Below are 10,010 nucleotides of genomic sequence, written 5' to 3'. Positions count from 1 at the left end.
CCCGCTAGGATTGCGACCACCCCGTTTCCAGGGCAACCCCTCTAACTTACTCCAACATCCGATCGTTGTCCAATCACTCGGACACATCCGGTTTGTCGAGATTTTCAGAGGGGAGTGCAGGACGCTGCCCTGCATGAAGAACTCTAGCAGCCTCCTAGGGCTGCGATGACCAACTTTCCGGTAAGAACTAGGTCTTCCCTGGGACACCAACTCTCAAACACGAGAACCCGGGGTCAAGAGACCCCGGGTTCTCGTCAAGACAGCTGCCTGTCCTGGACACTCATCAGGTCGAGTTCCCGATCACCAGGTCGACCCGAGTCCCTGCCACGAACTCCCCTCGGCCGGTCAGCCGGCCGGAAGCGCCGCCAGCTGGGCGAGCAATCGTTCGATGTCCTGATCCGCCTGCGCGGCACGGGAGCGCACCTTGGTCACCACGTCGTCGGGTGCCTTGGCCATGAACTGCTCGTTGCCGAGCTTGGCGGCGACCTGGGCGGCCTCCTTGCGCGCTGCCGCGAGGTCCTTCTCCAGCCGCTTACGCTCGGCGGCCACGTCGATCGTCCCCGCCGTATCGATTTCCACGGCGATTCCGGCCACATCGAGACTGGCGGTCGCGGCGAACGACTCGGACGGCTGGTCGAGCCGGAGCAGAGACCTGATCGCCCCTTCGTGAGGCACGAGTGCCGTACCCGCGAGAGAGAGCCTCGCAGCGACCCTTTGACCAGGCTTGAGCCCCTGGTCGGAACGGAATCTGCGCACCTCGGTGATCAATCCCTGCACGGCGAGGATCTCTTCCTCCGCCGAGGGGTCGCGCAACGAGTCCTGAACCGTCGGCCAGGGTGCGACGACGATCGACTCACGCCCGGTGACCGCACGCCACAGTTCCTCGGTGACGAACGGCACCAGAGGGTGGAGCAACCGGAGCAGCGCGTCGAAGACATGACCCAGCACGAGCCGGGTGTGCTCCTGGCCGGAAGCGATCTGGATCTTGGCGAGCTCCACGTACCAGTCACAGACCTCGTCCCACGCGAAGTGGTACAGCAGGTCTGAGATCTTGGCGAACTCGAAGTTTTCGAACGCGGTGTCCACCGACGCGACGACCTCCTGGAGCCTGGAAAGGATCCAGCGGTCGGCGGCCGTCAGCTTCTCGATCGGGAGCTCACCCGTCACGGCGCCGTTCATCAACGCGAAGCGGGTGGCGTTCCAGATCTTGTTGCAGAAGTTGCGCGAACCCCCGGCCCATTCCTCGCTGATCGCCACGTCGGAGCCGGGGTTGGCACCGCGCAGCAGCGTGAAGCGGGTGGCGTCGGCACCGAAGCGCTCGACCCAGTCAAGCGGGTCGACGACGTTGCCGAACGACTTCGACATCTTCTTTCCGTACTGGTCACGGACCATGCCGTGCAGCGCCACGGTCCGGAACGGCGGCTCGCCGTCCATGGCGTAGATGCCGAACATCATCATCCGGGCCACCCAGAAGAACAGGATGTCGTAGCCGGTCACCAGGACAGAGGTCGGGTAGAACTTCGCCAGTTCCGGCGTCTTGTCCGGCCAGCCGAGAGTGGAGAACGGCCAGAGCCCCGAGGAGAACCAGGTGTCGAGGACATCGGGGTCCTGGACATAACCCTCGGGCGCCTGCTCGTCAGGGCCGACACAGACGACCTCGCCGTCCGGGCCGTACCAGACCGGGATGCGGTGCCCCCACCACAACTGCCGGGAGATGCACCAGTCGTGCATGTCGTCGACCCAGTCGAAGTAGCGCTTGGCCAGCTCCGGCGGGTGGATCTTCGTCCGGCCGTCACGGACCGCGTCGCCGGCCGCCTTGGCCAGGGGCGAGACGTTGACGAACCACTGGAGCGAGAGCCGGGGCTCGATCACGGTCTTGCAGCGCGAGCAGTGCCCGACCGAGTGGAGGTAGGGGCGCTTCTCCGCGACGATCCTTCCATCCGCGCGGAGCGCGGCCACCACCGCGGGCCTGGCCTCGAAGCGATCGAGCCCCTGGAACGGGCCGTGTGCGGTGACCACCCCGCGCTCGTCCATGACCGCCAAGGACGGCAGCGAGTGACGTCGCCCGATCTCGAAGTCATTTGGGTCGTGCGCCGGGGTGACCTTGACCGCTCCCGTACCGAAGGCCGGGTCGACGTGCTCGTCGGCGACGATCGGGATGCGGCGACCGGTGAGCGGCAGCTCCACCTCGCGGCCGATCAGGTGCGCGTAGCGCTCGTCGGAGGGGTGCACCGCCACAGCGGTGTCGCCGAGCATCGTCTCGGCCCGGGTGGTGGCGACCACGATGGAGTCGTCGCCGTCGCCGTAGCGGATCGAGACGAGCTCGCCCTCGTCCTCGCTGTGCTCGACCTCGATGTCCGACAGCGCGGTCAGGCAGCGCGGGCACCAGTTGATGATGCGCTCGGCACGGTAGATGAGCCCGTCGTCGAAAAGCTTCTTGAAGATCGTCTGCACTGCGCGGGAGAGACCGGGGTCCATGGTGAAGCGCTCGCGCGACCAGTCGACACCGTCGCCGAGCTTCTTCATCTGGCCGAGGATCCGGCCACCGGACTCCTCCTTCCACTGCCAGACGCGCTCGACGAACGCCTCACGGCCGAGGTCGTGCCGGGACAGACCGTTCTTTGCGATCTCGCGCTCGACGACGTTCTGGGTCGCGATGCCCGCGTGGTCCATGCCGGGCAGCCAGAGCGTCTCCTGGCCGCGCATGCGAGCGCGGCGGGTCAGCGCGTCCTGGATGGAGTGGTCGAGGGCGTGGCCGATGTGCAGGACACCGGTCACGTTCGGCGGAGGCAGGACGATGCTGTACGGCTCGCGCTCGCTGCTCGGGTCGGCGGTGAAGTGTCCCTCCGATACCCAGCGCTCGTAGCTCCGGGTCTCCACGTCGGCGGGTGCGTACTGGGTGGGCAGCTCTGGCGTCGTCACGATGCCCAAGTCTAGGGATGTCCGCGTGTCCCCCGTCCCACGGACCGTCCTATGGATCGCTTCTCCTGTGACTTCTTCCGGCGAACGAGATGCTCCCCTCCCCGTTGCAGGCCGACGAACACCGAGCGGACACCGGCGGATACGAAGCAGGCACCCGCGGGCTCCGGCGAACAGGTGACCAGGATCGGCGGATACCCGCGGATACGAAGCAGGGGCGGAGAGGGACATCGGCGGCCTCAGCCGGATACGTCGCGGGAGTCGGTCAGCCGGAAACAGGCGGTGCCCCCCGCGGGAGAATCCACGGGGGGCACCACTCGTGCGAGCCTGGAGCGGCTCGCGCGGACTTCTACGCCGACTTCTCCCGCGGCGGCCGCTGCTGCTTGTTGAGCTGGTCGCGCGGGACGAGCGTGGGATTGACGTGCTCCAGAACCGACTCGCGGGTGATCACCACTCGCGCCACGTCCTGCCGCGAGGGCACCTCGTACATCACCGAGAGGAGAACCTCCTCCAGGATCGCCCGCAGGCCGCGGGCGCCGGTGCCTCGGAGGATCGCCTGATCGGCGATGGCCTCCAGCGCGTCGTCGGTGAATTCGAGCTCGACGTTGTCCAGCTCGAACAGCCGACGGTACTGCTTGACGAGGGCGTTACGCGGCTCGGTGAGGATCTGGATGAGCGCCTCACGGTCGAGGTTGTGGACACTCGTGATCACCGGAAGGCGGCCGACGAACTCGGGGATCATGCCGAACTTCAGCAGGTCCTCGGGCATGACGTTCTCGAAGATGTCGGCGCTGTCGATGTCCTCCTTGGAGCGGATGATCGCGTTGAAACCGATCCCCTTGCGGCCGACCCGGGACTCGATGATCTTTTCGAGACCGGCGAAGGCCCCACCACAGATGAACAGCACGTTGGTGGTGTCGATCTGGATGAACTCCTGGTGCGGATGCTTACGTCCGCCCTGTGGCGGCACGCTCGCGGTCGTGCCCTCCAGGATCTTCAGCAGGGCCTGCTGCACGCCCTCGCCGGAGACGTCCCTGGTGATCGACGGATTTTCGCTCTTACGAGCGATCTTGTCGACCTCGTCGATGTAGATGATGCCGGTCTCGGCCTTCTTGACGTCGTAGTCGGCGGCCTGGATCAGCTTGAGCAGTATGTTCTCGACGTCCTCGCCCACGTAGCCCGCCTCCGTCAGGGCGGTGGCGTCGGCGATGGCGAACGGAACGTTCAGCATCTTCGCCAACGTCTGGGCGAGCAGTGTCTTGCCGGAACCGGTGGGGCCCAGGAGCAGGATGTTGGACTTGGACAGCTCAATGCCGTCGTCACGCCCGCGCTCGCCGGACTGCACCCGCTTGTAGTGGTTGTAGACCGCCACGGAGAGAGCCTTCTTCGCCTGGTCCTGACCGATGACGTAGGCGTCGAGGAATTCGTAGATCTCCCTCGGCTTGGGAAGGCTGTCCCACTTGAGCTCAGAGGACTCGCTGAGCTCCTCCTCGATGATCTCGTTGCAGAGGTCGATGCACTCGTCGCAGATGTATACGCCGGGTCCGGCGATGAGCTTCTTGACTTGCTTCTGACTCTTTCCACAGAAAGAGCACTTCAGCAGGTCTCCCCCGTCGCCGATGCGTGCCACCCCAGATACTCCTTTGCGTGGGACCGCCCTGGCTACCGCGGTCCGTTTCTTCCGACCGGCCCGATACCCGATCGAAAAGTCATCCCGCTTAGGTTTCGACGTTACCGTCTTCTGAGCCCTCAGTGAGCCCCCTAGCGGCGAGTCGCACCGGAACGTGCCTGATTCGGCACGGTTCCGGTGCGATATGCCTCGTTAGGAGGCTACGGCCTTCGCGAGTTTCTTGCGGGACGGGATGATGTCGTCGATCAGCCCGTACTCCTTCGCCTCGACGGCGTCGAGGATCTTGTCCCGCTCGATGTCCTTGCGGACCGCCTCCGGCGCCCTGCCCGAGTGCTGAGCGATGATCATCTCCATCTGCGAGCGCATCCTGAGGATCTCGCGCGCCTGGATCTCGATGTCGCTTCCCTGGCCGCCGCCCTCGGTGGACGGCTGGTGGATCAGCATGCGGGCGTTCGGCAGGGCGAAGCGCTTGCCCGGCGTGCCGCCGGCCAGCAGGACCGCCGCCGCCGAGGCCGCCTGGCCCAGGCAGACCGTCTGGATCTCCGGCCGGACGAACTGCATCGTGTCGTAGATCGCCGTCATGGCGGTGAACGAACCGCCCGGCGAGTTGATGTAGATGCTGATGTCGCGGTCGGGGTCAAGTGACTCCAGGGTCAGCAACTGCGCCATGACGTCGTTGGCTGACGCGTCGTCCACCTGCACGCCGAGGAAGATGATGCGGTCCTCGAAGAGCTTGGCGTACGGGTTCATCTCCCGCATGCCGTAGGACGTGCGCTCGGTGAAGGACGGAAGAACGTAGCGGCCGTTGATGTCTCCCGGCCGGATCAACTCACTCACCTTGTGCCCCTTCAGGAGACGGCGCCCGTGGAGGGCACCTGCCGAGCGCTGCGCACGACCTGGTCGATGAAGCCGTAGTCCTTGGCCTCCTCGGCCGTGAACCAGCGGTCGCGGTCGGAGTCGGCCTCGATCTGCTCGAGATTCTGGCCGGTGTGGAACGCGATGCGCTCGGCGAGGGTCTTCTTGACGTAGAGCATCTGCTCCGCCTGGATGGCGATGTCGGCGGCGGTGCCGCCGATGCCGCCGGAAGGCTGGTGCATCATGATGCGGGCGTGCGGCAGGGCGTATCGCTTGCCCCGCTCGCCGGCGCACAGAAGGAACTGGCCCATGGAGGCGGCCAGACCCATCGCGACCGTGCACACATCGTTAGGCACATATTCCATCATGTCGTAAATCGCCATACCAGCGGTCACGGAACCGCCTGGCGAGTTGATGTAGAGCCAGATATCGCGCTCTGAGTCGTCCGCGGCGAGCAGGAGCAGCTCGGCGCAGATCCGGTTGGCGATCTCGTCGTTGACCTGGGTGCCCAGCACGATGATGCGCTCACGCAGCAGCCGCTGGTAGAGCTGGTCTTCGAGCCTGAACGAGCCGGTTGGCTGGCTCATCGACTCGGGCCCGGAGCCGGTCGGCTGGTAGAAGGTCGGCGGGCTGGTCACAGCGTCACCTTCCGATGCGTCGTAATCGATTGGCTTTGCTTGTGACCTTAACGCGCGCCACCTACCGGACATGCCTCCTCAACGCACTGTTCGCTGACGGCGCATGCTGCCCGCCGCCTCCCCACCACGTCCGCGGCTCCCCTGTTGTGCCTCCCTGCGAGGGCTGAGAGGCCGGAGCCTCCCCGGCGTGTCGCCGCTCGCCGGAGAGGCGAAGGTGGGCATGCGAAGGAAGGCGCGCGACAGGCTGGGGCCACGAGATCCCTCAACGGCTCTCAGAGGGCCCAGGAGCCCTCGAAGCTCTGGGGCGGAGCAGTGGGGCCGGGGAGATTCCGGAGACCTCCAGGCGTCGCCCTGCGGCACGCGCACCCTCACCCGGGGACGAAGACGCCCCCGCCGCGCGGAGCGCGGCGGGGGCGTCGGGCGGCGGAGGCAGCGGACGAATCCGGTCTCCCGCTCGGCCGAAGACTACTTGGCGGCGGTCTCGACCTCGGTGTCGTCGGCCTCCTCGGAGACCTCCTCACCGTTGATCTCGGTGTAGATGGCCTTGAGGTCGACCTCGTTGCCGGCCTCGTCGGTCACCTTGGCGGCGTCGCCGATGACGCTCTTGGCCTTGTCGCGGACGATCTCGACCATGGCCAGCGTGAGCTGGTCGTTGTCGGCCAGGTGCTGGGCCAGCGTGTTGGGCGCGACGTTCATCTGCATGGCGCGGCGCACCACGAAGTTGGTCAGCTCCTGCTCGCTGACACCGAGGTCCTCGCTCTTGACGATCTTGTCGAGGACGAAGCCCGTCTTGAGCGCCTTGGCGGCGCTCTCGTCGAACTCCGCGAAGCGCTCCTCCTCGGTGGTCTGGTAGAGGCGGAAGTATGCCTCCCTGCTCAGGCCACTCTCGGCGATCTGGTGCTCAAGGTTGTGCTTGCGGTTGTCGACCTCGGCCTTGAGCGCGCTCTCGGGCAGCGGAATGTCGATCTTGTCGAGCAGGGCGGCGAGGGCGTTCTCGCGAGCCTGGACGACCTGGTCGATCAGCTTGTTGCGGCGGGCCGTCTCGCTGATGCTCGCCTTGAGCTCGTCGAGAGTGTCGAACTCACTGGCGAGCTGGGCGAACTCGTCGTCGAGCTCGGGGAGGACCTTCTCCTTGACGCTCTTGACGGTGATGGTGACCACTGCCTCCTCGCCGGCGTTCTCGCCGCCGACCAGGTTGGTCGTGAACTCCTTGGTCTCACCCGCGGACAGGCCGACCAGTGCGTCGTCCAGCCCCTGCAGCACCGAGCCGGCGCCGACCTCGTAGGAGACGTCGTTGGCCTGCTGCTCCTCGATGTTGACGCCGTCGATCGCGGCGGCCAGGTCCATGACGACGAAGTCACCGGAGGCCGCGGGGCGCTCGACGCCGGTCAGCGTGGCGAAACGCTGACGCAGGCCGTTCAGCTGCTCCTCGATGTCCTTCTCGGAGACCTCGGAGACCGGGACGGTCACCTCGATGCCCTGGTAGTCGGGGACCTCGAAGCCGGGACGAACATCCACCTCGGCGGTGAACTCGACCTGCTGGCCGTCCTCGATCTTGGTGACCTCGATCTCCGGCTGGCTGACCGGGAAGATGTCGCTCTCGTCGACGGCCTGGCCGTACAGCTTGGGCACCGCGTCGTTGAGGGTCTCCTCCAGCACCACGGCGCGGCCGAACCGCTGCTCGATGATGCGAGCCGGAACCTTGCCGGGGCGGAACCCGGGGACGCGCACCTGCTGCGCGACCTTCTTGTACGCCGCCTGCAGGCTCTCGCCGAGCTCCTCGAACGGCACCTCGACGGTAAGCCTTACCCGGGTCGGGCTGAGCTCCTCCACAGCGGTCTTCACGGGGTCGTCTCCTTGATCAAGCTTCGAGTGATCGCGGGCGCGTCAGGACTTAACGGCTACCGCGGCAAGCTCGCGCGCCGCGCCCACATGAGCGGCACCTGGCACAGCCGTCGAGACACGCGAGATTAGGGCATGCTCCACAGCGGCGGGTGTTCAGCGCCGCTGGCCAGTCTAGGGCAGAGCGGCACCAGGGAGCGACCAATGGCCGCTCAGTCCTCCTTGATGATCCGCCGCAGGATGTCGTTCGTCTCGCCGGGCGTGGTGCTGACCGCGCACAACCGCTCCATGACCTCGCTGTAGCGGTCGACGTCCTCACGCTTGTCCAGGTAAAGGGCGCTGGCCAGCTGTTCGACGTAGACGACGTCGGGGAGTTCGCTGTCGTTGAAGCGGAGCACGCTGAAGGCGCCGCCCTCCGCGCTGTGACCTCCGAAGCTGAAGGGCATGACCTGGATCGTGATGTTCGGCTGCCGCATGAGGTCGAGCAGATGCTCCAGCTGGGCCCGCATGACGTCCGCGCCGCCGATCGGACGCCGCAGGGCGGCCTCGTCGATCACGGCCCAGAAGAAGGGGCCGTCGGGTCGGCCGAGCACCTGCTGGCGTTGCATGCGCAGATCGATGCGGCGGGCGATCTCCTCGGGCGCGATGCCGGCGCTCCCCGCGGTGATGACCGCCCTGGCGTACTCCTTCGTCTGCAGCAGGCCCGGCACGAACTGCACCTCGTAGGTACGGATCCGGGAGGCCGCCTCCTCAAGGCCGACGTACGTCTGGAACCATGAGGGCAGCAGGTCGTTGAACCTGTGCCACCAGCCGGGCTCGTTGGCTCTGAGCAGCAGATCCATCACCGCCGACCGGGCTTGCTCGTCCTCCACCCCGTAGAAGGTGAGCAGGTCCGCCACGTCGCGTTCCCTCAGGCCGACCCTGCCGAGTTCCATCCTGCTGATCTTGGACTCGGATCCGCGGATCAGATGGCCCGCCTCCTCGCGCGACAGCCCCTTGGCCTCACGCAGGCGACGCAGTTGGGAGCCTAAAAGGATACGCAGAGCTGTGGGACCCGATCCCGGTTGAACCTGCGTCACTTCGCCTCCCTCTGTACTTGGGCCAGCGCACACAGTGTCACTACTTCCGGCCGCTATGACAAGGTCTCAACTCCCTGCCCAATTCGCCAAGTCGACGTCCTAACCGCCCATGCGGCTGCACATTGCAACTGCACGTGCATTTGGGTCTTGCAGCGGACGTGTCGGTGACCCATGATGGCCTAGTGCATATTGGGCTTATGGTGCACAAGCTCTGAAAACTCTCAAGTAGTACGGAGACTCACGATGACAGCGGGAGGTACCGGCAGGATGGTGGAGGAGCCAAAATCGGCTGCCGACTACCTGCAGGCGACCCGCCAGGTGGGCTTTGACGAGCTACTGGAGGCCAACCACTCCGGCGCCACCGCGTGTCCCCTGCCCAATCAGGCCGACTCGGTGAAGACCGCCAGGGACGTGACACGTTCCACATTCCACGACTGGGGGCTGGCGGAACTCAGCGATGACGCAGCGCTAGTGGTTTCGGAACTCGTCACCAACGCGGTCCGTTACGCGCTGTGCCCGCCCGGCCGGACCGAGATCAACCCGATCACGCTCGTCCTGGTGCACCTCTCTCCCCACGTGCTCCTGGCCGTGACGGACCCGAGCAACGAGGTGCCGACGCCCAAGGAGCCCGACTTCGTCTCGGAGAACGGCCGGGGCCTCTACATCGTGGAGACCTACAGCCAGGGCTGGGGCTGGGATCACCTCAACTGCGGCGGCAAGGCCGTCTGGGCCTTCTTCAGCCCTCACTCCTGACATTCTCCCCACAGCGGGATCATTTCCGCGTTTCTCTGCGGGCACCCTTGGCCCGCCCGTCCCACGCGCGCCGCGAAGAGCCACTCGCCCTCCGGAACGAAGAACCGGGCACCGGTCGAAACCGATGCCCGGCACGTGTCGGGGTGACAGGATTTGAACCTGCGGCCCCCTGCTCCCAAAGCAGGTGCGCTACCAAACTGCGCCACACCCCGTAGGTCGAGTGCGCGCACGCTCCGGAACTCCGGTACGCTTACGCCCTGACGAACGGATGAAGTCTAGACCAGACTGACGCCG

General features: G+C 66.0%; 7 protein-coding genes and 1 tRNA gene. 1 reads left to right on the top strand and 7 read right to left on the bottom strand.

From position 1 onward, the window contains the following. Positions 1-345 precede the first annotated feature (345 nt). The 6 genes from ACFY3D_RS28745 to ACFY3D_RS28720 form a co-directional block, all read right to left on the bottom strand. Positions 346-2,931: a valine--tRNA ligase gene (locus tag ACFY3D_RS28745; protein WP_389984839.1), complete on the bottom strand. Its 2,586-nt coding sequence runs from the start codon at positions 2,929-2,931 to the stop codon at positions 346-348. A 337-nt stretch (positions 2,932-3,268) separates the two neighbouring features. Continuing rightward, positions 3,269-4,549 (bottom strand): ATP-dependent Clp protease ATP-binding subunit ClpX, encoded by a 1,281-nt coding sequence (gene clpX / locus ACFY3D_RS28740; RefSeq protein WP_350949523.1) that lies wholly within the window; start codon positions 4,547-4,549, stop codon positions 3,269-3,271. A gap of 192 nt (positions 4,550-4,741) precedes the next feature. Beyond that, positions 4,742-5,386: an ATP-dependent Clp protease proteolytic subunit gene (locus ACFY3D_RS28735; RefSeq protein ID WP_350949522.1), complete on the bottom strand. Its 645-nt coding sequence runs from the start codon at positions 5,384-5,386 to the stop codon at positions 4,742-4,744. Positions 5,387-5,397: 11 nt separating this feature from the next. Then, positions 5,398-6,042, bottom strand: a complete 645-nt coding sequence (locus tag ACFY3D_RS28730; RefSeq protein WP_386206743.1) for a ClpP family protease — start codon at positions 6,040-6,042, stop codon at positions 5,398-5,400. A gap of 465 nt (positions 6,043-6,507) precedes the next feature. Beyond that, on the bottom strand, positions 6,508-7,887 hold the full coding sequence (gene tig / locus ACFY3D_RS28725; RefSeq protein ID WP_362900085.1) for a trigger factor: 1,380 nt from the start codon (positions 7,885-7,887) through the stop codon (positions 6,508-6,510). Between the two features lie 209 nt (positions 7,888-8,096). Continuing rightward, positions 8,097-8,963, bottom strand: a complete 867-nt coding sequence (locus tag ACFY3D_RS28720; RefSeq protein ID WP_350949520.1) for a helix-turn-helix transcriptional regulator — start codon at positions 8,961-8,963, stop codon at positions 8,097-8,099. A 243-nt stretch (positions 8,964-9,206) separates the two neighbouring features. Between ACFY3D_RS28720 and ACFY3D_RS28715 the strand changes: the two genes are divergently transcribed. After that, on the top strand, positions 9,207-9,716 hold the full coding sequence (locus tag ACFY3D_RS28715) for an ATP-binding protein (protein WP_350949519.1): 510 nt from the start codon (positions 9,207-9,209) through the stop codon (positions 9,714-9,716). Between the two features lie 138 nt (positions 9,717-9,854). Here the strand turns inward: ACFY3D_RS28715 and ACFY3D_RS28710 are convergent. Beyond that, positions 9,855-9,928: transfer RNA gene (locus ACFY3D_RS28710), tRNA-Pro, on the bottom strand. Positions 9,929-10,010 lie beyond the last annotated feature (82 nt).

It is taken from the genome of Streptosporangium sp. NPDC000509 (genome assembly GCF_042898365.1).
Classification (GTDB): domain Bacteria; phylum Actinomycetota; class Actinomycetes; order Streptosporangiales; family Streptosporangiaceae; genus Streptosporangium.
Note: the sequence above shows the minus strand (reverse complement) of the source record. Positions and strands in the feature narration are given on the sequence as shown.